The sequence below is a fragment of the Pseudomonas germanica genome, assembly GCF_019614655.1.
GTDB classification, from domain to species: domain Bacteria; phylum Pseudomonadota; class Gammaproteobacteria; order Pseudomonadales; family Pseudomonadaceae; genus Aquipseudomonas; species Aquipseudomonas neuropathica.
This window is the reverse complement of the sequence record NZ_CP071586.1, coordinates 2,073,078-2,096,336: the sequence shown is the minus strand read 5'-3', so window position 1 is coordinate 2,096,336 and position 23,259 is coordinate 2,073,078. Positions and strand designations below refer to the sequence as shown.

The following is a 23,259-nucleotide window of genomic DNA, read 5'->3' as shown; positions in this document are numbered from 1 at the left end:
CGCCCACCATGATCGTTCCCACGCTCCGCGTGGGAATGCGGCCCGGGACGCTCTGCGTCCCAAGAGCAGACGCAGAGCGTCCTATGAGGCATTCCCACGCAGAGCGTGGGAACGATCAGTATCGAATGACATGCCATGCCTGCCAATCACTTCAACACCCACTGCCCCGACTGGGCCGAGGCTTTGCTCAACGGTTTCAGTCAAATATTCCTCCAGCGCCATCCGCTGTGCGGCCTGCTGTGCCTGTTGGCGATCCTGCTGACCGCGCCGGTGCTGTTCGCCGGTGCGCTGCTCGGTGCCGTCGCCGGTTTGCTCACCGCACAACGGCGCAACTACGCCAAGGCTGATCGCCAGGCCGGACTGTTCAGCTACAACGGCGTGCTGCTCGGCCTGCTGCTGAGCCTGTATTTCCCCTGGTCGCCAATGCTGCCACCGCTGATTCTTGCCGCTGGCGGCTTGAGCGCAATGGTCACGCAGCAATGGCTCAAACACGTCTACAGCAGCCGCTCCATACCGGCCTACACCTCACCGTTCGTGGCCATGAGCTGGATCCTGCTACTGTTCGCCGAGCCGTCGGCGCCGATGGCGCACATCGAGATGAACACGCTGAACCTGCTCGCCGCTGAACTGCGCGGCTTGGGTCAGGTGATGTTCCTCGGTCATCCACTGGCCGGCGCATTGATCGCCGTCGGTTTGCTGATCGCTGATCGCCGTGCATTCTGCTGGGCGCTGCTGGCGTCGGCGATCGGCCTCGGCTCCAGTCTGCTACACCACGAAACCAGCGCTGCACTTTTAGGCCTCGGCAGCTATAACGCCGTGCTCGCCGCCCTCGCCTTCTCCGCGCAACGCCAACAACCGTGGCTGCCGCTGGTCGGCATCGTGTTAGCGCTGCTGGTTACACCGCTGTTTGCCGCCGTCGGCCTCGCCACGTTGACCGCGCCGTTCATCCTCGCCGGCTGGCTGATCCGCGCCGGGATTCAGATGCTCGGCAAAGCCAGCGTCGGGCGTGCGCCTTGCGCTCATGGGGAGAATCAACCTAGGCTGCGCTGATCTTCGATTCAGGCGTTATCCATGGACAGCAGCAACAGTTGGCGCGAACGGCTTTACGTGATGATTTTCCAGAGCGACACCCGCGCCGGGCGTCGCTTCGACGGCATCCTGCTGTTGATCATCCTCGCCAGTCTGGTGATCGTGATGCTCGACAGTATCGACAGCATTCACCAGAACTATGCCGACGTGCTGGCCTACATCGAGTGGGGCTTCACGATCATCTTTCTCGGCGAGTACATCCTGCGTCTGTACTGCTCGCCCAAGCCGTTGCGCTACGCCTTCAGCTTTTACGGGCTGGTGGATTTGCTGGCGATCGTGCCGGGCATCCTCGCCCTGTATTACAGCGATGCGCAGTACCTGCTGATTATCCGGATCATCCGCATGCTGCGGATTTTCCGCGTGCTCAAGCTCAGCCCGTACCTCAAGCAAGCCAATTATCTAATGTCGGCGCTGCGCGGCAGCAAGCAGAAGATCGTGGTGTTTCTGGTCAGCGTCTGCACCCTGGTGACGGTGTTCGGCACCTTGATGTATGTGATCGAAGGCCCCGAGCATGGCTTCACCAGCATTCCCAAAGGCATCTATTGGGCGATCGTCACGCTGACCACCGTGGGCTTCGGTGACATCGTGCCGAAGACCCCGCTGGGCCAGGTGATTTCGTCGCTGGTGATGATCACCGGTTACTCGATCATCGCCGTGCCGACCGGGATTTTCACCGCCGAACTGGCCAACGCCATGCGCGGCGAACAGCTGCAACACGATTGCCCGGTGTGCAAGAAAAACAGCCATGAACATGGCGCCGCGTTTTGCTCGCGATGCGGCAATGCGCTGTTTAAGAAACTGGAATAAGCAAAGAGCTTTTTAATCTTTAAACGACTATGCGCGCGCCGTTATAGTCAGTGGCAATTGAACATCACCCCCGAACCTGTAGGAGCTGCCGCAGGCTGCGATCTTTTGATCTTGATGTTGTAAAAACAAAATCAAAAGATCGTCCGAACGCGGCCCGAGCCTTCGGCAGCTCCTACATAAATAGACAACAAGGAATGCGCAGTGAAAAAACTCTTTGGCGCCTCACTTCTCGCCGCCGGCCTGGCCTTGGCCAACATCGCTCAGGCAGCCCCGACGCTGCTCAACGTTTCCTACGACGTGATGCGCGATTTCTACAAGGACTACAACACTGCGTTCCAGAAACACTGGCAAGCCGAGCACAACGAAAACATCACCGTACAGATGTCCTTCGGCGGCTCGAGCAAGCAAGCGCGTTCGGTGATCGATGGCCTGCCGGCTGACGTCATCACCATGAACATGGCCACCGACATCAACGCCCTCGCCGACAACGGTAAACTGGTCCCGGAGAATTGGGTCACGCGTCTGCCGAACAACAGCGCACCGTTCACCTCGGCCACCGTATTCATCGTGCGCAAAGGCAACCCGAAAGCCCTGAAAGACTGGCCGGATCTGCTCAAGGATGGCGTGCAAGTGATCGTGCCAAACCCGAAAACCTCGGGCAATGGCCGCTACACCTACCTGTCGGCCTGGGGTTATGTGCTGAAGAACGGTGGCGACGAAAACAAGGCCAAAGACTTCGTCGGCAAACTGTTCAAGCAAGCGCCGGTGCTGGATACCGGTGGCCGCGCCGCCACCACGACCTTCATGACCAACCAGATCGGCGACGTGCTGGTGACCTTCGAAAACGAAGCGGAGATGATTGCCCGCGAGTTTGGTCGTGATCAGTTCGAAGTGGTTTACCCGAGCGTTTCGGCTGAGGCTGAGCCGCCGGTATCGGTGGTCGACAAAGTGGTCGACAAGAAAGGCTCGCGTGCAGCGGCGGATGAGTACCTGAAGTACCTGTGGTCGCCGGAAGGTCAGGAGATTGCGGCGGCAAACTACCTGCGTCCGCGTGATCCGGCGGTGCTGGCGAAGTACACCGATCGTTTCCCGAAAGTTGATTTCCTTTCGGTGGAGAAAACGTTTGGTGACTGGCGTACGGTGCAGAAGACTCACTTCAATGATGGTGGGGTTTTCGATCAGATTTATAGCGGGCAGTAAGGCTTGAGCTGACATAAAAAGGCGACCCACAGTGGTCGCCTTTTTTGTGGCCGCCTTACCCTCACCCCAGCCCTCTCCCGGAGGGAGAGGGAGCCAACCGAGGTGTCTGGCGAATTACATCGACCTGAAAGACCTTATCGATTATGGATTCACCACAGCACGTTCAGGTCGGTGTACCTCTCAAGCATCCCCCAATCAGTCCCCTCTCCTTTTGGGAGAGGGTTAGGGTGAGGGGCTTTTACATCGGCGGCGTCACCCCATCCTTACCCGCAGAAATCGACTGCGCCGTCAGCGTGCCATCCCCACTCTGCGTGACGAACGTAACAATCTTCACCCCAACCTTCAGCAAACTCCGATCCCCGGGCACCAGATTGACGATCGGCACATCCTCCGGCACTAGAATCTTCTGCTGCCCGCCCTTGTAGTTCACCGTCAGCACCCGCCCGTTGCTCACCACCAGGTCGCCGACGCTGCCATTGGTCATGCTGCTGCCCTTGGCCAGATCGAACGGCCGATGGCCGTCGCCGCTGCCCGCCAGTTCCGGCGGAAACACATGCACCTCCAGTGCCTTGAGCGTTCCATCCTCCTGAGGCATCGCCGCCGAACCAATGTAACTGCCGGGTTTGATGTCCTCGATATTGGCCAGGGTGACCGCGCGAACTTTGGTGTCACCAGTCAACTGGATCACCACGTTCTCACCGCTGTTGACGTGGACTTTGAGGCTGTCGGCGCTGACCCCGGTGATCTCGCCGCGCACGCCGAGGCGCATCCCCGGTGCGTCGGCGGCCTGTGCGCTCATCGCGCCGAGCAGGCTGATCAGGGCAATCGTTGCGGTGTGGCGAAGCGTCTGTCGAAACATTGCAATCCTCCGGTCATGAATGTTGAACAAGCCAATGCAAACATAAGCACGCTATCGAACAGGATGTAAGTGAATGTATCATCGACCCGCAACGGTCGGACGCAAGGTCCGCCGATGGATGACACGCCGCTAGCACCCCGTCATTGCGCAACGGAATAACTGATATCAACCGAAGGCGTCTTCTGCCCATCCGGTTTGCCCCATAGCCTTAGCGCATTCTTTCGCTGGATCGAGAAACCTTATGACCACCACCACTCACGCAATGACCCGAGGCATGGTGCTGCTGTTCGCCTTTTGCTGCGGCGCCATCGTTGCCAACATCTACTACGCACAGCCGATCATCGGCCTCATCGCGCCCGATATCGGCCTGAGCGACACCATGGCCAGCTTCATCGTCTCGCTGACGCAGATCGGTTATGCGCTGGGCCTGTTCTTTCTGGTGCCGCTGGGTGATCTGCTGGAGAACCGCCGGTTGATGATCATCACCACCGTGGTGGCGATTGCCAGCCTGTTGGCGGCGGCGTTTACCGATCAGCCGAATGTGTTTCTGCTGATCTCGTTGCTGGTCGGTTTTAGCTCGGTGTCGGTACAGATCCTGATTCCACTGGCGGCGCATCTGGCACCGGAAGAATCCCGTGGCCGGGTCGTCGGCGGGATCATGGGTGGTTTGCTGCTGGGTATTCTGTTGGCGCGACCGGTGTCGAGCGTGGTTGCCGACCACTTGGGCTGGCGGGCGATGTTCATGATTGCCGCAGCGCTGATGGCAGCGATCAGCGTAGTGCTGGCGCTGACCGTGCCCAAGCGCCAACCGGATCATAGCGCCACCTACGGCCAACTGATCGGTTCGCTGTGGACGTTGCTGCGCCAGCAACCGTTACTGCGCCAACGGGCGTTTTACCAGGGCTGCATGTTCGCCACGTTCAGCCTGTTCTGGACTGCCGTGCCGCTGGAACTGGCGCGTAACCATGGTCTGTCGCAAAGCGAGATCGCGATCTTCGCCCTGGTCGGCGCCATCGGTGCCATCGCCGCGCCAATCAGCGGACGTCTGGCTGACGCTGGCCACACCCGCATCGCCTCGCTGCTGGCCATGGTCTTCGCCAGCCTGAGCTTCCTGCCCGCCTTCATCCACCCGGCCTACAGCGTGATCGGTCTGGCCGTGACCGGCGTGGTCCTCGACTTCTGCGTGCAGATGAACATGGTCCTCGGCCAGCGTGCGGTCTATTCGCTGGATGCGAAAAGCCGTGGTCGCTTGAACGCGCTGTACATGACCAGCATCTTCATAGGCGGCGCCTTCGGCTCGTCGGTGGCCAGTGCGGTGTATGAACATGGCGGCTGGTTGTGGATCGTGATTGTGGGAAGTGCGTTCCCGCTGTTGGCGTTGTTGCGGTTTTTGAGTGTTTCGCAGCGTGGTTCATTGGCGACGGCATAAGGCGCCAAAAGCTTCGCGAGCAGGCTCGCTCCCACAGGCAATTGATTGAACCTGGAGGAGCGATGAAGCTTAATAGCGAACCAGTTTCTCCATCGCCGCGTCTGCCAGAAAGGAGGAGCGGCTTTTGACGTTGTGTTCGCGCACATAACGATCGATGCGCTGAATCACATAACCGGGCAGCGTTACGTTGACCTTCTCGGTCTTGCCGAGATAGGGCGAAATGTCCAGCTCGAGCATGCCCCATCCCATGTCGGCAAAGTCCGGATTACTGCGATGAGCGGATGCCGAAGTCGGCATAGGAATCGACTCCCCGTCCGCCGCAATCTCCTGCAGCATGATGTGGGCGACTTCAACTGCCGCCTTGTAGGCATCTTCAAAGCTATCCCCTGCTGTAACGGCGCCGGGAATATCGGGGATCTGAATACCGATGGCAGTGTTCTCGTCTCCCCACTCGATACAGATTGGATATTGCATTATGGATCTCCTTCGAAACTGGCTGGCGGGTTGTACAACCCGGCACGTCTCCTGATGCTTTTGACTGTCCCCAACGGCAAATCCTTTTTCGGATGAGGAACGGGAATCGTGTAAGGGTTGTAACGGTGCCTGAAAATGTGATGACTGCCGGTAATCCGGTCCAGCGTCCAACCCGCCTCCTCCAGCTCCTTGATCAATAACCTGCTTTGCACCAATCGCCTCCTTGCCCCGGCCCATTAAAAGTAACCCTAGAGTTATCTTTACTCAAGCACGAAAATCCACAGAGCGACGTCCGGTTGTTTTACAGAGTGTGATTGAAACGCTAGATCCTGAGCTTTACGCAGCACTTCCTTGAGCAATTTCTGTGCGAACCCAACAGGCACACAGCAAAACGGCGATCCGAAGATCGCCGTTTGCATTCACTGCCCGAACTGCTTGCCCAACCCCGGTGGCACGCCGTGGATGTTGGTGTCTTCCCACGGGCCATTGGGGCTGACGGAGCGGCTCCAGCCGTTGTTCCAGCGGTAGTAGGTGCGCTGGCGGTAGAAGGTGTTGGTCTGGTCGTCGAGGACGTAGACGCCGAGTTTCTGGTCCCAGTGGCTGTTGCCGCCCGGTGGTGGGGCGAAGCTGGCTGAGGTGCGCGGGACGGGTTTTGCCGGTTTCGCCGGGATGCTTTTGCCCGGGGTTGGCGAGGTCGACGGCGTCGGGCTCGGTTGTGACGGCGGAATCGGCGGCAGGTTGGTCGTCGGTTCCGGTCGTTGCACCGCACATGCACTCAAGCCCAGGGCCAGTGTGAGGACTGTGATTCGGGCGATGGTGTGCATGGCGGTGCTTTCCTGTTGTGTCCGGTTATTTGTCCGGGCTGTCGATGGTCAGTTTTTGTAGCGCAGTGGTGCTGCTGGCCAGAGGGCCGCTGCGACCGACCCACTCGCCGGCAGTCGGTTGGCCGGCGCGGGAGATGCGCGCAACCAGTTGGACTTCAGGGAAGTTCGACAGTTTCAACTGCGGCATCATTGCGTCGGCATCGCCCAGTTCGACGGTCACCGGTAGATCGGCCACGGTTAGACGCTTGGCGGCCAGCGGTGCCGGCGGGCCAGAGGTGGCGCGGGCGAAGATAAACACGCTGTCACCCGGTTGCACTTTGCTTCTGAGTTCGCTGGCCAGATTGACGCTGACTTTCAACAGCGCGGCTTTCGCGGCTACGGGCGCCTGAGCAACCTTGCCACCGCTGGCTTCCAGACGCTCGGCGGCGCGTTTGATCCCACCTTGCAGTGCGGCGCGGGAGTTGTCCTCCGGCGGCAATTGCGCCAGCAAGCGGTTCCAGTAATCGATGGCTTCCTGATAACGCTCGCCTTCGAACGCAGCGATGCCGAGAAGACCGAGGCTGGTGACTTCTTTCGGATCGGCCTTCAGTGCTTCGTCAGTCAGGGCCTGAATCTTCGCCGACCACTTCTTGCCATCAGCAAAATACTGCGCCTGCGCCCACTGGCCGAGCAGTTCCGGTTGACGACCGGCCAGATTCGCGGCGCGTTCAAACATCTTCGCTGCGTCCGCCGGACGCTCCTGAGCCATGTAAGTACGACCGAGGAAATACAGGCCTTCCGCAGAGTCCGGTTGCGCCGCGACAGCACGTTCCAGACGCTGGGTCATCTCTTCCATGGACTGCGGTGCCTGGGCGAATTCGCGGGTCAGTTCGACTTTGTCGGCAGCGCCGAAATGCAGATAGAGACCCAGGCCCAACACCGGAACCAGCACAGCCGCCAACAACGGCAAGGGTTTACCCAGCTTGGACACACGCGGTGCGGCAACGCCTTCGGTATCCGCCAGCAACTCACGCGCCGCCTCGGCACGGCCGCTGTCCATTTGTGCCGCGTCGAGTACACCTTCAGCCTGTTGCGATTGCAACTCGGCGACACGCTCCTGATACAGCGCGACGTTCAGGGCAGTGCGATCCTCTTCACGCTGGGCGCGACGCTCACGCAAAACCGGGATCAGCAGAAAACTCAGGGCGACCAGAAGCAACAGCCCTGCGGCAAGCCAGAAATCAATCATTCTTGGTTTTTATCCAACAGTTGGTCGAGGCGCTGACGCTCTTCGCTGGACAGCGCTTGCAGGGTTTCGGCGCGCTGGCCGCGACGACGACGGACAATCACCGCGATCACCACCAAACCACCGAGCAACAGCCCGGCCGGGCCGAACCACAGCAGTGCGGTCTTGGCGTTGAGCGCCGGTTTGTAGCGGACGAAATCACCGTAGCGATCAACCATGAAGTCGATGATCTGCTGGTTGTCCTTGCCCTCGCCGAGCATGCGGAAAATCTCTTTACGCAGGTCCGCGGCAATCGGCGCGTTGGAGTCGGCGATGTCCTGGTTCTGGCACTTGGGGCAGCGCAGTTCCTTGGTCAGTTCACGGAAACGCTCGCGATCACCTTCTTTGGCGAACTCATACGTATCGATCGCGGCATGGGCGACGCCGGCCAGACTCAAGCCCAAAACCACGGCAGCCAGAAAGCGCTTCATGGCTTGGCCTCGTCGACCAGCGCCTGATACTTGGCGGCGAGTTTTTCGCGCCAGACCTGCTCGTCGATCACGCCAACGTACTTGTCACGAATGATGCCCTTGGCGTCGATGAAGAAGGTTTCCGGTGCACCGTACACACCCAGATTGAGGCCCAGCGAGCCCTCTTCGTCGCGGATATCCAGCGCATACGGATTGTGGAACTCGGCCAGCCACTTCAAGGCATCGGCGTTGGTGTCTTTGTAGTTGATGCCGTAGATCACCACGCCACGCTCGGCGAGTTTGTTCAGCACCGGATGCTCGACCCGGCAGGAAATGCACCAGGTGCCCCAGACATTGACCAGCGCCGGTTTGCCGAGAATGTCAGCCTTGGTCAGGGTCTTGTCGCCCTGCACTGCCGGCAACGAAAACTCCGGGAACGGCTTGTTGATCATCGCCGACGGCAGTTCCGCCGGATCGAGGTACAGACCGCGATAAAGAAATACCGCCACCAGCAGGAAAATCGCCAGTGGCACCAGCATCAACCAACGTCTCATGCAGCCGCTCCCGTCATGCCCAGTGCTTCACGCACCTTGGCTTTCACCTTGACCCGATAACGTCGATCCAGCGCCGCCAGCAAACCACCCAAACCTGTGAGCAAACCGCCGAACCAGATCCAGCGCACAAACGGTTTGACGTGCACGCGCACCGCCCATGCGCCATTGTCCAGCGGCTCGCCGAGGGCAACGTAGAGGTCGCGAGTGAAACCAGCGTCGATCCCGGCTTCGGTCATCATCGAACTCTGCACGGTATACAGGCGTTTTTCCGGGTGCAGCACGCTGATTTCCTTGCCGTCGCGGATCACCCGAATGGTGCCCTTGTCGGAGGTGAAGTTCGGCCCTTCGAAGTGCTTGGCGCCTTCGAAGATGAAGTGATAACCGGCCAGGTCCATCGACTCGCCCGGCGCCAGACGCAGATCGCGCTCGGCACTGTTCTGGCTCGACAACACCACGCCCAACGCACACACGGCGATGCCGAGGTGGGCGATCTGCATGCCCCAATAGCTACGGGTCAGGGTTGGCAGGCCTTTGATCAGGCCTTTATGGCGAGTCTTGTCGACGATGTCGCGCACGCCCGCGAGCAACACCCACGCGGCCAGCAGGAAGGTCGCGATCACTGCCCAGTTGAAATCGCCGTAAGCGACACCAGCCACCACGGCCAGCGCGACGCTGCCGAGCAATACCGGGGTCAGCATGCCGGCCAGCCATTTCACCGGCGTGTCTTTCCAGCGCACGATCACGCCGATCGCCATCACCACCATCAGCAATCCCATCAACGGGATGAACAGCGCGTTGAAGTACGGCGGGCCGACCGACATCTTCGCGCCGCTCAGGGCATCGAGAATCAGTGGATAGAGCGTGCCGAGCAGGATCATCGATGCAGCAACGACCAGTACCAGGTTGTTACCCAGCAGCAGGGTTTCCCGCGACCACAGGTTGAAACCGACCTGACTCTTGACTACTGGTGCGCGCAGGGCGAACAGCGTCAGCGAGCCGCCGACCACAAACAACAGGAAGATCAGGATGAACACGCCGCGCTCCGGGTCAGAGGCAAACGCATGCACCGAGGTCAGCACGCCGGAACGCACGAGGAAGGTGCCGAGCAGGCTCAGCGAGAACGCGGCAATCGCCAGCAACACCGTCCAGCTCTTGAACACGCCACGTTTTTCCGTGACCGCCAGCGAGTGAATCAGCGCGGTGCCGACCAGCCAAGGCATGAACGAGGCGTTCTCCACCGGGTCCCAGAACCACCAACCGCCCCAGCCGAGTTCGTAATAGGCCCACCACGAACCGAGGGTAATGCCGATGCCGAGGAAGGCCCAGGCGACGATGGTCCATGGACGCGACCAGCGTGCCCACGCCGCATCAAGGCGACCGCCCATCAATGCCGCGATGGCAAAAGCGAACGCCACCGAAAAGCCGACATAACCCATGTACAACATCGGCGGATGCACGATCAGGCCGATGTCTTGCAACAACGGATTCAAGTCGGCGCCATTGCTGGGCATTTGCGGCAGGATGCGTTTGAACGGGTTGGACGTGAGGATCAGGAACAGCAGGAAGCCGGTGCTGATCATACCCATCACCGCCAGGACGCGGGCGAGCATCACTTGCGGCAACTGCCGCGAGAACACCGACACGGCAAAGGTCCAGCCACCGAGAATCAGTGCCCACAGCAGCAACGAACCTTCGTGGGCGCCCCACACCGCGCTGAATTTGTAATACCACGGCAACGCGGTATTGGAGTTGTTCGCCACATACGCGACGGAGAAGTCATCGGTCATGAACGCGTAGGTCAGAATGCCGAACGCGAACAGCAGAAAAGCAAACTGGCCCCACGCCGCCGGCTGGGCCAGGCTCATCCAGAAACGGTCGCCACGCCAAGCACCGACCAATGGCACCACGGCCTGCACCAGGGCAAAACACAGGGCCAGAATCATCGCCAGATGGCCGAGCTCAGGAATAAAAATCGTCGACGTCATCGATCAACCCTCCTTCGCAGGCGTTGGTGCCGATTGACCACTGTCTTTCAAGGCTTTGGTCACTTCCGGTGGCATGTACTTCTCGTCGTGCTTGGCCAGCACTTCATCGGCCACCACCACGCCATCGGCGTTGATCTTGCCGAGGGCGACGATGCCCTGCCCTTCACGGAACAAGTCCGGGAGGATGCCGCGATAGGTGATAGTCACGGATTTGTTGAAGTCGGTGACGACGAATTTGACGTCGAGCGAATCCGGCGAGCGTTGCAGCGAACCCTTCTCGACCATGCCGCCAGCACGGATGCGCGTGTCTTGCGGTGCTTCGCCGTTGGCAATCTGGGTCGGGGTGTAGAACAGATTGATGTTCTGCTGCAGGGCGCTGAGCGCCAGGCCGACGGCAGCGCCGACCCCGACCAGAATGGCCAGAATGATGATCAGACGTTTCTTGCGCAGCGGATTCACTTGCCGTTCTCCCGGCGCAGACGACGCGCCTCTTGTTGCAGATAACGCTTGCGGGCCGCGATCGGCGCCACCACGTTGAGGATCAGCACCGCCAGACAGATGCCGTAGGCCGACCAGACATACAGGCCATGATGGCCCATGGCGAGGAAGTCGCCGAATGAAGCAAAACTCATCGAGCGGCCTCCAGACTGTGCTGCACTTCTTCTTTCACCCAACTGGCGCGGGCCTCACGCTTAAGCACTTCAAGACGCATGCGCAGCAACAGCACGGCGCCGAAGAAGCAGTAGAAACCCAGCACCGTCAGCAGCAGTGGCAGCCACATTTCGGCAGGCATTGCCGGTTTTTCAGTCAGGGTGAAGGTCGCGCCCTGGTGCAGGGTGTTCCACCACTCCACCGAGTATTTGATGATCGGGATGTTGATCACGCCGACGATGGCCAATACCGCACAGGCCTTGGCGGCACTGTCACGGTTGCTGATGGCATTGCCCAGCGCGATCACGCCGAAATACAGGAACAGCAGAATCAGCATCGAGGTCAGGCGCGCATCCCAGACCCACCACGAACCCCAGGTCGGTTTGCCCCAGATCGCCCCGGTGACCAGCGCCACGGCGGTCATCCACGCGCCGATCGGAGCAGCGCATTGCAGGGCGACGTCGGCCAGTTTCATCTTCCACACCAGCCCGACCACACCGCACACCGCCAGCATCACGTAGATCGACTGAGCGAGCATCGCGGCGGGTACGTGGATATAGATGATGCGAAAGCTGTTGCCTTGCTGATAATCCGGCGGCGCGAAGGCCAGGCCCCAAATTACGCCGACGCCGATCAGCAGCAACGCTGCGATGCTCAGCCATGGCAAGAACTTGCTGCTGATGCCGTAGAACCACTTGGGCGAGCCGAGCTTGTGAAACCAGGTCCAGTTCATACTGTTTCCATCACGGGTGCCGCTCATCGGTGTGAGCAGTCTCAGGGTCTTTGCTGGTCAAATTTCAACCAGACCTCATTATTCGCCGACGCTGATCTTCAGGCCAGCAGCTATTGCAAACGGTGTCAGGGTGATCGCCAGAGCGGTCAGGCTACCAAGCCACAGCAGATACCCGGTCGCCGGCATGCCTTGGAGGGCTGCCTGCAAAGCGCCACTGCCGAGGATCAACACCGGGATGTACAACGGCAGAATCAGCAGCGCCAGCAACAGGCCGCCACGTTTCAAACCGACCGTCAGTGCCGCGCCCACCGCGCCGAGCAAGCTCAACACCGGTGTTCCCAGCAGCAACGAAAACAGCAAAACCGGCAGGCAGGCGGCAGGTAAACCGAGCATCAACGCCAGCAACGGTGAGAGCAAAACCAGCGCAAGACCGGAGAAAAGCCAGTGTGCCAGCACCTTGGCCAAGACCAGAAGTGGCAACGGGTGCGACGAAAGGACCCACTGTTCCAGGGATCCGTCTTCGAAATCACTGCGGAACAGCCCGTCCAGTGAGAGCAGGACCGACAACAGCGCCGCCACCCAGACTAACCCGGGGGACAGGTTTTGCAACACTTGAGTTTCCGGGCCGACGGCCAGCGGGAACAACGCGATGACGATGGCGAAGAAAATCAGCGGATTGGCCAGTTCCGCCGGGCGGCGAAACAGCAGTCGGGATTCACGGGCAACCAGCAGGCCAAACACACTCATACTGCCCAGTTCCCCAGATCGATATCGCGATAACCAGCCGGCATCCGGCTCAGCGTGTGATGCGTGGTCAACACCACCAGGCCACCGCGTTCGCAGTGTCCAGCCAGATGCTCTTCGAGCTGCGCCACGCCCTGTTTGTCGAGGGCGGTGAACGGTTCATCGAGAATCCACAGCGGCGGGCTGTCCAGATACAAGCGCGCCAGCGCCACGCGGCGTTGCTGGCCGGCGGAAAGGCTGTGGCAGGGAACATCTTCGAAACCGCGCAATCCTACGGCTGCCAAGGCTTGCCAGATGGCGTCGCGCTCGGCGGGATGATGCAGGGCGCAGAGCCAGGAGAGGTTTTCTTCCGGGGTCAGCAAATCCTTGATCCCGGCGGCGTGGCCGATCCACAGCAGGTTGCGTGCGAGTTCGCTGCGTTGTTCGGTCAGCGGCTGGCCATTGAGCAGGACTTGCCCGGCGGTCGGCTGCATCAAACCGGACAACAGGCGTAAAAGGCTGGTTTTACCGCTGCCGTTGGGCCCGCTGATCTGCACCATATCGCCACTGGCGAGTCTCAATTCGAGGTTTTCGAAGAGCAGCCGCAGATCACGTTCACACGCGAGGGCAACGGTTTGCAGGACAGGACTGGTCAAGGGATCACGGGCCTTATACGGTTCAAGTCGGCTCTGGCGCGGCCGTTAAAGAGATGCAGCATAGATGCATTGACGGCTCGATCTAGAGAGCTGGGTCAAACAATTGCTATGTTTTTTATTCGAAGCGCAAGACGGGCGGCATTATACATGTCGTGCCTTACTCTCAAGAGTGCATTTTCCTCAGGTTGTGTCCGCGTATGACAGGCGAAATAAACATCCTCCCGCTCCCGCCCACCCCCCCGGCGACCGTTCGCCCTCAGGTCGGTGAGCTGCTCAAGCTGCTGACCCCGGTCGAAGGCCTGATCGGCGCCGGGCAAAGCGCCAAGGCCGAGGTGTTATCGCTCAAGCAGGCGGATCAGACTTTTCAGTTATTGCTCAAGGTGACCGTCGACGGCGGACGTCAGACCACCGTGCAAGCGACCAGCAATCTGCCGCTACCCCAAGGCACCAGTCTGGCGATCACTCAGCCCTCGGCGGGCAATCTGGCGATTACTGTGCAACAAGCCATTGCCAACAGCGTCGCCGCCCTCACCCGCATCGACACCGCACAATTGCCGGTCGGCACCCTGCTGCAAGGCAAGGTGCTGACCTCGCAGGCGCTGCCGCAGACGCCGGGGCAGGCAGCGGTGTTCCGCTCGCTGGTCAGTTTGCTCAACACCGCGCAGAGCGGCAGCACACTGACCATCGACAGCCCGCAGCCGCTGCGCATCGGCACTTTGCTGTCGGCGTTGGTCGAAGACGCACAAACCCTGAAATTCCTGCCGATGAGCAGTCGCCAGGAACAACTGGCCGTGAGTCAGCAACTGCTCGGCCAGCAAAGTCGTCAGGCGTCGCTGAGCGGGTTGTTGAACGCGCTGCAAAACCTGCCACCCGCCACCGACCAAACCTCTGCGGATCTACGCGCGGTGGTCGACAAGCTCCTTGCCAGCCTCCCGGACGTGCAACAACTGAGCACCGCCAAAGGCGTGGCCCTTGCCCTGGCCAACAGCGGCGTGTTCCTCGAAGGCAAACTGCTGACCGGGCAGAACCCGACGCTGGCACCGGACATGAAAGCCGATCTGCTCAAGCTGATCGCACAACTGACCCCCGGTTTGCCGAGCAGCACCAGTTTCAACGCAATCATCGCCGCCAACACCCTGGCGCAAGCGCTGCCGAGTTTCGTCCGTAACGCCCTCGGCATGCTCGGCCAGGTCAGCGCCAAACCTGTACCGAGCAGCTTCCCGCTGCCCGACCGCCTGCTGCAAAGTCTGGACGGCGAAGGCGATCTGGAACAGTTGTTGCGCCTCGCTGCTGCCGCTGTTTCGCGCCTGCAAAGCCATCAGCTGTCGAGCCTGGAGCAGACCGGCGTCACCGACGATGGGCGCCTGCTCAGCACCTGGCAACTGGAAATCCCCATGCGCAATCTGCAGGACATCGTGCCGTTGCAGGTCAAGTTTCAGCGTGAAGAAGCGCCGGAGCGAGAACCGCAACCCAACGAACGCCGCGACGAGCGCGAGCCCAAGCAGCAACTGTGGCGCGTCGATCTGGCGTTCGACATGGAACCGCTCGGGCCGATGCAGATTCAGGCGCAACTGATCGCCGGCAGCCTGTCCAGCCAACTGTGGGCCGAACGGCCATACACCGCCGAACTCATCGAAAACAACCTGTTTGCCCTGCGCCAGCGCCTGCTCGATCGCGGGCTGAACGTCGGCGACATCGACTGCCACCATGGCACCCCGCCGCAAGGCAACCAAACCCGTCTTGAACATCGCTGGGTCGACGAAACCGCATGAACGACTCCACTGCCCCACGCCAGGCCATCGCCCTCAAATACGACGGCAACCACGCGCCAACCCTCACCGCCAAAGGTGATGACGAACTGGCCGAAGAAATCCTGCGCATTGCTCGCGATTGCGAAGTCCCAATCTACGAGAACGCCGAGTTGGTGCGCTTGCTGGCGCGGATGGAACTGGGCGACAGCATTCCCGAAGAGTTGTACCGCACCATCGCCGAAATCATCGCGTTTGCGTGGAACCTGAAGGGCAAATTCCCCGAGGGGCAGGACCCGAATGCGCCGATGGTCGAGAAGGATGTTACCGAGCGTGGGGATGATTATTAAGCCCTGAAAGCAAAAGATCGCAGCCTTCGGCAGCGCCTACAGGGGAAACGCTAATCCTGATGTAGGAGCTGCCGAAGGCTACGATCTTTTGATTTTGCTTGCCGCTTGAATCTTCTAGCGACGCGATCGCCCCGGCTCTGACTCGAAGCCCCACCCAGTTATACCGTTCATCGCAACTGTCAGATCTGACAGTTGCGCGAAAAGTCGCGGTTGTCGCCTGATGAAGTGACAGCTCCGATGGAATAGTTCTCGGCGCTGCCCTGACAGGAGCACTCCGATGACTTTGCCCCCCGAGACCGATGAGAACTCCACGGACAGCAATACGCTGGCCCTAGGAGCACCAGATATTCCCGCATGGATTTCACCGATTGGTGGTAATGAGGGTTACCACGGCGGCATTGGCGCCGCCCCCCTTAATGCCGATCTGCTCATCAGCGTTGATCCGTGGCTCGATAACGCAATAGGCCAAAGGTGCCAGCTCTTCTGGGGCGACGACGTAACTCCCGTACTGACGGAAATCCTCGACACCTCCGAAAAACTTACAGCCCCCGTTTTTTTCCATGTACCGGCGGGCCAGATACTGGATGGAAGGGCGTTTCCGGTTTTTTATCGTATTATCCGTTCCAGCCACAACGAAGCCGACTCGTTCAAGCTCAACATTCTGATCAAGCGAACACTTCCGGGTGGTGTGCTCGATAAACCCGAACCACAAGGTCATCCCCGCCTGTTGTATAGCTTCATTCCCGATATCGGGAAGGGTGTCGATGCCGCAATGGCAAAAAACGGCATTGTCATGCTTATCGAACCTTATCCGAACATCACGCCATTCGACCGCATAATGGCGCGATGGGGCAATGAAGAACAGGTGATGTTTTATCCCGTCACTCCTGAGCAAATAAGTGACCCGAAAAACCATCCGATTTTAATCTTGTTCGATGAGAAGCTGATCAAGCGTGCGGGGGATGGTAAGCACTCAATTACCTTCCAGGTGATTGATCGCTGTGGCAACCGTCCACATGCCTTTGCCCCTTGGGCCATTCCCACTGAAGTCAGCGTAAACGTGAATCGCATACCTGCACCCACGGTTACAGGCGAACAAGGAGATGTACTGGATCCTGCTTACCTTTCCAGCATTCAGGTTGTTGCCTCAGGTGCCGGTCTATTGGCCGACGACAGCGTCCGCGTTCATTGGCAGGGGCGAATAGAGCGCGAGACTACGCCCAAGACCTATTCAGGAAACGGAGCACTAGAGTTCCCTATACCGTTGGCTTGGGCCAACGAAAGCGACCAAAGCGCGGTCAATGTCACCTTGCGCGTGGCTCGTGGAAGTGCATCGCCCGAGTCCGAGGCTAAATCCTTCACAGTCAAAACCACAATCATCTTGAAGCCCGCCAAAGTCCTGGAAGCCTATGGCGCGCAAGGTGATCGCCTGAAAATGTCCGACATCTACACTGCCAGGCACATAACAGTTCAGATTGAACAATATGTAGGAATGGCGATTGGGCAGACCATTCGTGTCCGTTACGCGTCCGCGCGCCATGTCTACGACAGTGCAATCACACCGGTGACGGCCGTTGGCGCAATGAACCTGAACGTTCCACGCATGGAAGTTGTGGATTCCATAGGCAGTACCGTTCCCGTCAGTTTCACGGTACGTACCTACCCGAACGGCCCATTGCACCGATCCGATCCGCTCAGCCTGGCGGTAGACGCCCAGGAATTCGTGCTGCCCCCTCCAAGGCTTACCCCCGACCAAACCACAGTGACGGTGCGATATCCGGCAATGACCAACGGATATCAGGCACGCGTCCGTTTCGGCGGAATCATCACCCGCCGGACGCAATGGCAGGATATGAAAACAGGGGTCACTGCAGAGTTTTCAATCCCCGCGGACTGGGTATCAGAAAACAAAGGAAAAACCGTATTGATCAACTACAGCGTGAATCAGATCGGTATCGATGAGCAAAGCCAGTTCTCTCAGGTATTGAGAGTAGAGCTGTAAGCAGTGCAGGCAATCCGCCGCGCACTTGATGTCCCCCAAAAGGAGTTAAAGAGATGAGTACTGAACTCAATGCATTGGACCTTACTGCCCCCAAAGTTCTGGAGGCCTACGGTGCTGACGGTAAACGTCTGAACTTCAACGACGTTTATAACAGCACACATGTCAATGTGCAGGTGCCACACTACGTCGGCATGCTCGGCGGGCAAACCGTGAGGGTACGCTGGACAAATGGCCGTTATAAATATGACACCGAGACACTGACCGTAGGCATCCCCGGAAAGCTGAACTTTAGAATTCCTCGCCTGGAAGTTATCGATTCCATTGACAGCCTTGTCACTGTCAACTATAGCGTCCGCCCGACCCCTGGCGCGCCGCTGCTCATTTCCAAATCACTCTCATTGAGTATCGACCCACAACTATTTGATCTCAGTCAGCCGCGACTTTCCGCAGACAGAAAAAATGTAACCGTCAAGTTCTTGAACATGACTTCCGGTTATACCGTAAGAGTAAGGTGGCATGGCGTGGTGGTCCGGGATACCGAGAGCCAGCCGATTCAAAACAGTTCGTCGATGACCTTTAACATTCCGGCACACTGGGTAACAGAAAATGCGGGCAAGGTCGTGCCGATAAACTACAGCGTTCACCGCTCAGGCTCTAACGATAATCTAATGTTTTCTCGTGTATTGCGCGTCACGCTTTGAATCCCCCCGAAAAAAAAGGCATAAAGTGCAGATAATCCACACCTTATGCCTTTCAACCTCAATCGCGACGAGCGCGCTTAACGTCCTTTCACCGCTGTGGCCTGATCTGCTTCATGAAAACTGAACGCGGCCGCTGCCCCGGGTGCAAGATCCACTCTGATAACAGGCAACACATCACCGGTCATGTTGAAATAGTCCTGCTGGATGTACTTGGCCCCCGTCACCCCTGAACCACCGTCTTGGCGTTGAAGATAGAAAAACGCGTAAAGCGGTAGTTGCTTCGGAATATCCTGGGGCCAAAGAGACATGATTATCTCGTTGTGCTGTGGGCGCTCACCCGCAGGCGGCTCAAAATGAGCTCGCGCTTCAAGGCTGATGGCAAACTGTTCAACACTAGAAGTGAATCCACATTGATGTTTATTTCTGTTTGAAAAAGATCCGGAACCCGCCACTGATCGATAATGTGTTTTCCACTTCTCTAGAGTGGTGACACCTTCTTCGGGGCAGGAACGACTGTTGGCGGGATAGGAACTGTGCGCTCCACAACCACCAACGCCTGCGCGGTACCAACTCGCGGCATCCGTAGGAAACGAGCACAGTAGGCTGATCGGATAGGTGCCCAGCCGCTCTGCAGTGGCGAAGTCCTTGAAAATAAAACCGTGAAGATCTCCCCACGCCAGTGTTGTGATGCCTAAATCCTTACGCAGGTAAGAAAAAGGAACCCCTTTCTTGTTGATTGCCGTAGGGCTTGGATTCCAGGAATGGTAAGACGGCTTGGCCCCAGTGGTACGCACTATCACACCACTGCAATAATACGCAGGCTTTGCGCTACAGTTATTTGAAACATTGTTGTATCGGCTGTTCAGCCTTTCCGCGACCAACTGACCGAATCGTTGATCTTTCGCATCAAAACTGAATATCTGCTTGTTGGCTGCGGCCATATTGATTTTCACAATAGGGACGTACAAAGACGTCTCAAGATAATACTCACGTTGAAATTTCTGTGCGTCCGCCAATTTAGCCGGTGATGAAGCCTCGTAAAACACGGCCTCGACTGGAAGTTTCTCAGGCTTGCTTTCATCCCAGGTTTCAACCAGGACCTCAGTGGGCTTGGCCGTCCACGTTGCATCCATGAGCTTGTGTGCTTCCAGACTGGCCTTGAATTGCGCAGCGACAACCGTACTTAACGAACATTGGTTCTTTGGCAAAGAATCATGTTCCTTGAAATTTTTCAACCATGCCGCAGCCGTAGTGGGAGAGCCCCATAACTTTGCACAATTGGCAAGATCAGGATCCGCTTGTGCCACTTTCGGTGCAAATCCACAACCGTGGTCTGCCCGTTCATTGAGTGATTCGGTCGGAAAAGGGAAAATACAACGCAGACTCACGGCCTTACCCACCGCCAATGCTGAAGTCTGGTCCTTCAAGATAAAGCCGCTTTTTCTGTTTCCGTTAAGTGCAGTACTACCGACATCCGAGCGGATATAAGTGAATGCAACGGAGCCAAGCTTTGTCGCCTGTGAACCATAATCCCAGAATTTGAAAAATGTGCTGTAGTCTACCGCCCGCAAAAGAACACCGGAACAATAATAGGCAGGAGTGCCATTTGAACACTGCGCAACATTGTTTTGATATTTTGCATTCAAGTCTGCCACTAACGCCGGACCCGACACGGCATTAACAGCAGCGGAAAAAACTAAAGTCAAGAACAGTAAGAGTTTCATATTCACACCCTGATGAAGTTGATTTCATCTTGAGTATGTTGAGCATCGAAGATTGTTATCTACTGTCAGATCTGACAGTCCCGACAGGCGGTACTTTATGCATAAATGAAAAGATCGCAGCCTTCGACCGCTCCTACATCAGGATTAGCGTTTCCCCTGTAGGCGCTGCCGAACGCTGCGATCTTTTGATATTGCTTGCCGCTATAAGCTCGAAGCTCTTAGCTGCCCTTATGTAACTTGCGCATCAACTCCGCCTCAGCCTGTGTCAACCCACACGACTGAGTCAGTTCATCCACGCTTGCGCCCATGCCCACCAGTTTCGCCGCCTGGGCGAATGACAGGCTCGACGGGTCGCGTTGTTCAAGCGCGACAATCTTGTCCGGCAACGGATTCACCACCGCGCGCAACTCGTGCAGGGCGTCGCCCATGCGCACGTTGCCGTTCTGGTAGTCGTCGACACGCTTGGCCAAGTCTTTGATGCGCTGGTCACGCAACGCATCGCCCTGAGCCTGTTGCGCAGCGATCACCCGCTGCGCCTTGATGTACGACACAAACATTGCCAGTGTGCCTGCCCAGAAGAGGAACAGGACAATGACCGCGACCTCGAGAATCAATCAGATGCTCTCCAGTTCCGACCATTCTTCTTCGCTCATCATCTTGTCCAGCTCGACCAGGATCAGCAACTCGTTGTTCTTGTTGCACACGCCCTGGATGAACTTGGCCGACTCTTCGTTGCCAACGTTCGGCGCCGTCTCGATTTCCGACTGACGCAGATAAACCACTTCGGCGACGCTGTCGACCATGATGCCGACGACTTGCTTGTCGGCTTCGATGATGACGATACGGGTGTTGTCGCTGATCTCACCGGTGCTCAGGCCGAAGCGCTGACGGGTGTCGATCACGGTGACCACGTTACCGCGCAGGTTGATGATACCCAGCACGTAGCTTGGCGCGCCCGGCACAGGAGCGATCTCGGTGTAGCGCAGTACTTCCTGAACGCGCATTACGTTGATGCCGTAAGTCTCGTTGTCCAGTTTGAAGGTCACCCATTGCAGGATCGGATCTTCAGAACCTTTTGCATTCGTCGCCTGACTACTCATACCCTGACCCCTCGAAAAAACCGCTCTGAGCGGTGTGTGTTCTGTGTGGCGGCATTCAACAATGCCGTCGCCTGATTGTTATGTCGGCTGCTATGTCGGTTTATGTAGCGGCTTGTGGCCGCCGAGGTGCTTTGCCCCACCGCTGGCGATCAACTCGGCCAGTGCGGAAACGTCAAGCAATGCACACATGTGCTCAATCACGGTGCCGGCGAGCCATGGCCGCTGACCCCGGTGACTTCTCCATTTGATTTCATTCGGGTCCAGACGCAACGAGCGGCTGACCTGATGCACCGCCAGCCCCCACTCGTAACCTTGTACCGAAATCACGTACTGCAGGCCCTGACGGAAGTCATCGCGGTAGCGATCCGGCATGACCCAGCGCGCGGTGTCCAACACTTTCAAATTACCGGCCTGGCTCGGCAGGATGCCGAGGAACCATTCCGGCTGACCGAACAGCGGCGTCAGCTCGTGGCCGGCCAGCGAGTAGATCGAGCCGAGGCACACCAGCGGCACCGCGAGGGTCAGCCCGGCGACGTCGAACAGCAGGCATTCGAACGCTTCCGAGGCCCAGGCCGGGCGACCATCGGTTTCCACCGGTGGCGGCGTATTGCTCGGCGGCAGATGTACCTCCACCAGCGGTGGAACCAGCGTCTGTTCGACAGGCGCGGGTGCAACCGGAGCTGGGGCCGGTTCGACCACTGCCGGTTCCGGCGCGGTTTTCAGCAATTGGGTTTGCAGCAGCGGTGCCAATGTCGAGACCGGCGCGCGAACCGGCTCGGCTTCTTCAATCAATGTAACCGATGCCTTGGCGACCGGTGCGGCGGCAGGCGCAACAACCGGTGCGACAGGTTTGGCAGCCTTCTGCGCGTCACGCGCCTGCTCTTCCAGCACTGCGGCCTGAAACTCGTCCAGCGCCTCGGTACTTTCTTCGACAACTTCGACTGGCGTCGGCAACGCGTCAGGAATTTCCTGGAGCAAACTGTCCAGATACGACTGCAAGGCCAACTGCGGCTTCGACGTCAACTTCAAAGGCCGGTTCATGCACAGTCCCCTGTAGGAGCTGCCGCAGGCTGCGATCTTTTGATCTTTTCAGGAGCGCCACTAAGCAAGATCAAAAGATCGCAGCCTGCGGCAGCTCCTACAAGGTTCAACGTCATTCAAGCCACCTGCGGAACAAGTTGTTGCGCCAACAGATGCTTGAGCAGCGCGCGATACGCCAGCACGCCACGGCTCTTGCCGTCGAATTGCGAAGGCGTGACACCGGCACGGCTGGCGTCGCGCAGACGGGTGTCGACCGGGATGTAACCCTGCCAGATCTCGTCGGGGAATTTGTCGCGCAGCACGCGCAAGGTATGCATCGATGCCTGGGTACGACGATCAAACAGGGTCGGCACGATGCTGAACGGCAGCGCCTGTTTGCGCGAGCGGTTGATCATCGCCAGGGTGTTGACCATGCGTTCCAGGCCTTTGACGGCCAGGTGTTCGGTCTGCACCGGGATCACCAGTTGCTGGCTCGCCGCGAGGGCGTTGACCATCAGCACGCCGAGCAACGGCGGGCTGTCGATGACGGCGTAATCAAAGTCCTGCCACAGCTGCGCCAGACTCTTGGCGATCACCAGACCCAAGCCACTCTGTCCCGGCGACTGCCGCTCAAGGGTTGCCAACGCGGTGCTCGATGGCAGCAGGGAAATGCGTTCGTCGCTGGTCGACAACAGCAACTGCCCCGGCAGGCCTTGCGGCACGCTGCCCTTGTGCAGAAACAGGTCGTAATTGCTGTGTTCCAGGCTGTCGGGGTCATAGCCGAAATAGCTGGTCATCGAGCCGTGCGGGTCGAGATCGACCACAACCACGCGCTTGCCCGCCTCCGCCAGCAATCCGGCTAAAGCGATGGAAGATGTGGTTTTACCGACACCACCCTTTTGATTGGCGACTGCCCAGACTCTCATTCGGTTCGTTCCTCCCGGCCGATATGCTCG

At 58.6% G+C, this 23,259-nt stretch carries 26 protein-coding genes; 8 read left to right on the top strand and 18 right to left on the bottom strand.

What is annotated here, in order from left to right:
- The first annotated feature begins 135 nt into the window (after positions 1–135).
- From J0G10_RS09290 to J0G10_RS09280, 3 genes are all read left to right on the top strand, one after another.
- Positions 136–1,050, top strand: coding sequence for an urea transporter (locus tag J0G10_RS09290; protein ID WP_095050208.1), 915 nt, complete (start codon positions 136–138; stop codon positions 1,048–1,050).
- A 21-nt stretch (positions 1,051–1,071) separates the two neighbouring features.
- On the top strand, positions 1,072–1,896 hold the full coding sequence (locus tag J0G10_RS09285) for an ion transporter (RefSeq protein ID WP_007919942.1): 825 nt from the start codon (positions 1,072–1,074) through the stop codon (positions 1,894–1,896).
- Between the two features lie 201 nt (positions 1,897–2,097).
- Positions 2,098–3,096 carry a sulfate ABC transporter substrate-binding protein gene (locus J0G10_RS09280; protein WP_007950301.1) on the top strand — a complete coding sequence of 333 codons (999 nt, stop codon included), beginning with the start codon at positions 2,098–2,100 and terminating at the stop codon, positions 3,094–3,096.
- Between the two features lie 238 nt (positions 3,097–3,334).
- Here the strand turns inward: J0G10_RS09280 and J0G10_RS09275 are convergent, their stop codons facing one another.
- Positions 3,335–3,955 carry a DUF5666 domain-containing protein gene (locus tag J0G10_RS09275; protein ID WP_220558335.1) on the bottom strand — a complete coding sequence of 207 codons (621 nt, stop codon included), beginning with the start codon at positions 3,953–3,955 and terminating at the stop codon, positions 3,335–3,337.
- A 241-nt stretch (positions 3,956–4,196) separates the two neighbouring features.
- Between J0G10_RS09275 and J0G10_RS09270 the strand changes: the two genes are divergently transcribed.
- The gene (locus J0G10_RS09270) at positions 4,197–5,384 is read left to right on the top strand and encodes an MFS transporter (protein WP_095050206.1); all 1,188 of its coding nucleotides are present in this window, start codon (positions 4,197–4,199) and stop codon (positions 5,382–5,384) included.
- 69 nt (positions 5,385–5,453) lie between these two features.
- Here J0G10_RS09270 and J0G10_RS09265 read toward each other — a convergent pair whose 3' ends face one another.
- The 12 genes from J0G10_RS09265 to ccmA all read right to left on the bottom strand — a co-directional run bounded on the left by J0G10_RS09265 (position 5,454) and on the right by ccmA (position 13,658).
- Complete coding sequence (locus J0G10_RS09265) at positions 5,454–5,858, bottom strand: type II toxin-antitoxin system HicB family antitoxin (RefSeq protein ID WP_064390887.1); 405 nt, start codon at positions 5,856–5,858, stop codon at positions 5,454–5,456.
- On the bottom strand, positions 5,858–6,070 hold the full coding sequence (locus J0G10_RS09260) for a type II toxin-antitoxin system HicA family toxin (protein WP_095050205.1): 213 nt from the start codon (positions 6,068–6,070) through the stop codon (positions 5,858–5,860). The genes J0G10_RS09265 and J0G10_RS09260 overlap by 1 nt, the downstream gene beginning before the upstream one ends.
- 207 nt (positions 6,071–6,277) lie before the next feature.
- Complete coding sequence (locus tag J0G10_RS09255; RefSeq protein WP_016987493.1) at positions 6,278–6,682, bottom strand: hypothetical protein; 405 nt, start codon at positions 6,680–6,682, stop codon at positions 6,278–6,280.
- Between the two features lie 25 nt (positions 6,683–6,707).
- Positions 6,708–7,910, bottom strand: a complete 1,203-nt coding sequence (gene ccmI, locus J0G10_RS09250; RefSeq protein ID WP_220558334.1) for a c-type cytochrome biogenesis protein CcmI — start codon at positions 7,908–7,910, stop codon at positions 6,708–6,710.
- Positions 7,907–8,377, bottom strand: a complete 471-nt coding sequence (locus J0G10_RS09245; protein ID WP_220558333.1) for a cytochrome c-type biogenesis protein — start codon at positions 8,375–8,377, stop codon at positions 7,907–7,909. The genes ccmI and J0G10_RS09245 overlap by 4 nt, the downstream gene beginning before the upstream one ends.
- Positions 8,374–8,910, bottom strand: coding sequence for a DsbE family thiol:disulfide interchange protein (locus tag J0G10_RS09240; protein WP_093439831.1), 537 nt, complete (start codon positions 8,908–8,910; stop codon positions 8,374–8,376). Before J0G10_RS09240 ends, J0G10_RS09245 begins: the two co-directional genes overlap by 4 nt.
- Positions 8,907–10,895: a heme lyase CcmF/NrfE family subunit gene (locus tag J0G10_RS09235; protein WP_220558332.1), complete on the bottom strand. Its 1,989-nt coding sequence runs from the start codon at positions 10,893–10,895 to the stop codon at positions 8,907–8,909. The genes J0G10_RS09240 and J0G10_RS09235 overlap by 4 nt, the downstream gene beginning before the upstream one ends.
- A 3-nt stretch (positions 10,896–10,898) precedes the next feature.
- Complete coding sequence (gene ccmE, locus J0G10_RS09230; RefSeq protein ID WP_053118425.1) at positions 10,899–11,354, bottom strand: cytochrome c maturation protein CcmE; 456 nt, start codon at positions 11,352–11,354, stop codon at positions 10,899–10,901.
- Positions 11,351–11,527, bottom strand: coding sequence for a heme exporter protein CcmD (gene ccmD / locus J0G10_RS09225; protein ID WP_003222944.1), 177 nt, complete (start codon positions 11,525–11,527; stop codon positions 11,351–11,353). Before ccmD ends, ccmE begins: the two co-directional genes overlap by 4 nt.
- Entirely contained in the window at positions 11,524–12,279 is a 756-nt protein-coding gene (locus J0G10_RS09220; protein ID WP_095050201.1) for a heme ABC transporter permease, read from the bottom strand. The genes ccmD and J0G10_RS09220 overlap by 4 nt, the downstream gene beginning before the upstream one ends.
- 78 nt (positions 12,280–12,357) lie before the next feature.
- Positions 12,358–13,026, bottom strand: a complete 669-nt coding sequence (gene ccmB, locus J0G10_RS09215; RefSeq protein ID WP_008083427.1) for a heme exporter protein CcmB — start codon at positions 13,024–13,026, stop codon at positions 12,358–12,360.
- Positions 13,023–13,658: a cytochrome c biogenesis heme-transporting ATPase CcmA gene (ccmA, locus tag J0G10_RS09210; RefSeq protein ID WP_034151524.1), complete on the bottom strand. Its 636-nt coding sequence runs from the start codon at positions 13,656–13,658 to the stop codon at positions 13,023–13,025. The genes ccmB and ccmA overlap by 4 nt, the downstream gene beginning before the upstream one ends.
- 197 nt (positions 13,659–13,855) lie before the next feature.
- On the opposite strand from ccmA, the gene fliK reads away from it, so the two are divergent.
- From fliK to J0G10_RS09190, 4 genes are all read left to right on the top strand, one after another.
- Positions 13,856–15,430 carry a flagellar hook-length control protein FliK gene (gene fliK, locus J0G10_RS09205; RefSeq protein WP_095050199.1) on the top strand — a complete coding sequence of 525 codons (1,575 nt, stop codon included), beginning with the start codon at positions 13,856–13,858 and terminating at the stop codon, positions 15,428–15,430.
- The gene (locus tag J0G10_RS09200; RefSeq protein ID WP_095050198.1) at positions 15,427–15,756 is read left to right on the top strand and encodes an EscU/YscU/HrcU family type III secretion system export apparatus switch protein; all 330 of its coding nucleotides are present in this window, start codon (positions 15,427–15,429) and stop codon (positions 15,754–15,756) included. The genes fliK and J0G10_RS09200 overlap by 4 nt, the downstream gene beginning before the upstream one ends.
- A gap of 277 nt (positions 15,757–16,033) precedes the next feature.
- Positions 16,034–17,758: a hypothetical protein gene (locus J0G10_RS09195; RefSeq protein WP_220558331.1), complete on the top strand. Its 1,725-nt coding sequence runs from the start codon at positions 16,034–16,036 to the stop codon at positions 17,756–17,758.
- Between the two features lie 53 nt (positions 17,759–17,811).
- Complete coding sequence (locus J0G10_RS09190) at positions 17,812–18,459, top strand: hypothetical protein (protein ID WP_095126512.1); 648 nt, start codon at positions 17,812–17,814, stop codon at positions 18,457–18,459.
- Between the two features lie 77 nt (positions 18,460–18,536).
- On the opposite strand, the gene J0G10_RS09185 is transcribed toward J0G10_RS09190, so the two are convergent.
- From J0G10_RS09185 to J0G10_RS09165, 5 genes are all read right to left on the bottom strand, one after another.
- Positions 18,537–20,183 (bottom strand): hypothetical protein, encoded by a 1,647-nt coding sequence (locus tag J0G10_RS09185; protein ID WP_220558330.1) that lies wholly within the window; start codon positions 20,181–20,183, stop codon positions 18,537–18,539.
- Positions 20,184–20,401: 218 nt separating this feature from the next.
- Complete coding sequence (locus tag J0G10_RS09180) at positions 20,402–20,797, bottom strand: DUF2802 domain-containing protein (protein WP_220558329.1); 396 nt, start codon at positions 20,795–20,797, stop codon at positions 20,402–20,404.
- Complete coding sequence (locus tag J0G10_RS09175; RefSeq protein ID WP_095050193.1) at positions 20,798–21,283, bottom strand: chemotaxis protein CheW; 486 nt, start codon at positions 21,281–21,283, stop codon at positions 20,798–20,800.
- A gap of 90 nt (positions 21,284–21,373) precedes the next feature.
- Positions 21,374–22,324 carry a CheW domain-containing protein gene (locus tag J0G10_RS09170; RefSeq protein WP_095050192.1) on the bottom strand — a complete coding sequence of 317 codons (951 nt, stop codon included), beginning with the start codon at positions 22,322–22,324 and terminating at the stop codon, positions 21,374–21,376.
- A 116-nt stretch (positions 22,325–22,440) separates the two neighbouring features.
- A complete protein-coding gene (locus J0G10_RS09165) occupies positions 22,441–23,229 on the bottom strand; it encodes a ParA family protein (protein ID WP_008077691.1) in 789 nt (262 codons plus the stop codon).
- Positions 23,230–23,259 lie beyond the last annotated feature (30 nt).

Bases quoted from the DNA above. Each gene is read 5' to 3' on its own strand.
- J0G10_RS09275 (WP_220558335.1), bottom strand. From the start codon at position 3,955: ATGTTTCGACAGACGCTTCGCCACACCGCAACGATTGCCCTGATCAGC.
- J0G10_RS09190 (WP_095126512.1), top strand. From the start codon at position 17,812: ATGAGTACTGAACTCAATGCATTGGACCTTACTGCCCCCAAAGTTCTG.
- J0G10_RS09285 (WP_007919942.1), top strand. From the start codon at position 1,072: ATGGACAGCAGCAACAGTTGGCGCGAACGGCTTTACGTGATGATTTTC.
- J0G10_RS09240 (WP_093439831.1), bottom strand. From the start codon at position 8,910: ATGAGACGTTGGTTGATGCTGGTGCCACTGGCGATTTTCCTGCTGGTG.
- J0G10_RS09270 (WP_095050206.1), top strand. From the start codon at position 4,197: ATGACCACCACCACTCACGCAATGACCCGAGGCATGGTGCTGCTGTTC.
- J0G10_RS09195 (WP_220558331.1), top strand. From the start codon at position 16,034: ATGACTTTGCCCCCCGAGACCGATGAGAACTCCACGGACAGCAATACG.
- fliK (WP_095050199.1), top strand. From the start codon at position 13,856: ATGACAGGCGAAATAAACATCCTCCCGCTCCCGCCCACCCCCCCGGCG.
- ccmI (WP_220558334.1), bottom strand. From the start codon at position 7,910: ATGATTGATTTCTGGCTTGCCGCAGGGCTGTTGCTTCTGGTCGCCCTG.
- J0G10_RS09175 (WP_095050193.1), bottom strand. From the start codon at position 21,283: ATGAGTAGTCAGGCGACGAATGCAAAAGGTTCTGAAGATCCGATCCTG.
- J0G10_RS09290 (WP_095050208.1), top strand. From the start codon at position 136: ATGCCTGCCAATCACTTCAACACCCACTGCCCCGACTGGGCCGAGGCT.
- J0G10_RS09165 (WP_008077691.1), bottom strand. From the start codon at position 23,229: ATGAGAGTCTGGGCAGTCGCCAATCAAAAGGGTGGTGTCGGTAAAACC.
- J0G10_RS09220 (WP_095050201.1), bottom strand. From the start codon at position 12,279: ATGAACTGGACCTGGTTTCACAAGCTCGGCTCGCCCAAGTGGTTCTAC.
- J0G10_RS09235 (WP_220558332.1), bottom strand. From the start codon at position 10,895: ATGACGTCGACGATTTTTATTCCTGAGCTCGGCCATCTGGCGATGATT.
- J0G10_RS09255 (WP_016987493.1), bottom strand. From the start codon at position 6,682: ATGCACACCATCGCCCGAATCACAGTCCTCACACTGGCCCTGGGCTTG.
- J0G10_RS09170 (WP_095050192.1), bottom strand. From the start codon at position 22,324: ATGAACCGGCCTTTGAAGTTGACGTCGAAGCCGCAGTTGGCCTTGCAG.
- ccmD (WP_003222944.1), bottom strand. From the start codon at position 11,527: ATGAGTTTTGCTTCATTCGGCGACTTCCTCGCCATGGGCCATCATGGC.
- J0G10_RS09200 (WP_095050198.1), top strand. From the start codon at position 15,427: ATGAACGACTCCACTGCCCCACGCCAGGCCATCGCCCTCAAATACGAC.
- J0G10_RS09265 (WP_064390887.1), bottom strand. From the start codon at position 5,858: ATGCAATATCCAATCTGTATCGAGTGGGGAGACGAGAACACTGCCATC.
- J0G10_RS09185 (WP_220558330.1), bottom strand. From the start codon at position 20,183: ATGAAACTCTTACTGTTCTTGACTTTAGTTTTTTCCGCTGCTGTTAAT.
- J0G10_RS09245 (WP_220558333.1), bottom strand. From the start codon at position 8,377: ATGAAGCGCTTTCTGGCTGCCGTGGTTTTGGGCTTGAGTCTGGCCGGC.
- ccmB (WP_008083427.1), bottom strand. From the start codon at position 13,026: ATGAGTGTGTTTGGCCTGCTGGTTGCCCGTGAATCCCGACTGCTGTTT.